This window comes from Cupriavidus sp. KB_39 (assembly GCF_052114485.1).
In the GTDB taxonomy this organism is placed as follows: Bacteria; Pseudomonadota; Gammaproteobacteria; order Burkholderiales; family Burkholderiaceae; genus Cupriavidus.
On the sequence record NZ_JBFREV010000208.1, the window covers coordinates 1 to 456 of the forward strand.

The 456-nt window shown below is 66.7% G+C and carries 1 protein-coding gene and 1 pseudogene; both read left to right on the forward strand.

Annotated features, from left to right (window positions below; translation table 11 throughout):
• A partial coding sequence (locus tag AB4Z27_RS29565; protein ID WP_441646054.1) for a 1-acyl-sn-glycerol-3-phosphate acyltransferase occupies positions 1–300 on the forward strand: 300 nt, incomplete at its 5' end.
• Positions 301–341: 41 nt separating this feature from the next.
• Positions 342–456, forward strand: a pseudogene (locus AB4Z27_RS29570) (glutathione S-transferase family protein); the annotation flags it as partial.

The window sequence follows — 456 nt, forward strand, 5'->3', positions numbered from 1 at the left end:
GGCGACCTCGTCTGCATCTTCCCCGAAGGCAAGATCACGGCTACCGGCGACATCAACCCGTTCAAGGGCGGTGTGCAGCAGATCATCCGCCGCACGCCGGTGCCCGTGGTGCCGATGGCGCTGCGCGGGCTGTGGGGCAGCTTTTTCTCTCGCAAGGGCGGAGTGGCCATGTCGCGCCCGTTCCGGCGCGGCATCCTGAGCCGGCTCGAACTCGTGGTGGGGGAACCCGTGGCGCCCGAGGCCGCATCGGCGGAAGGGCTCCAGCAGATGGTGCTGGCCTTGCGGGGCGACTGGAAATAGGCGCAATACGACGACACGACGATACGACGAGCCCAACGACAATGATCACGCTCTATACCTTCGGCCCTGCCTTTGGCCTGCCCGACGCCAGCCCGTTCGTCATGAAGGCCGAACTGCTGCTGAAGCTGGCAGGGCTGCCGTACCGCACCATGCCGG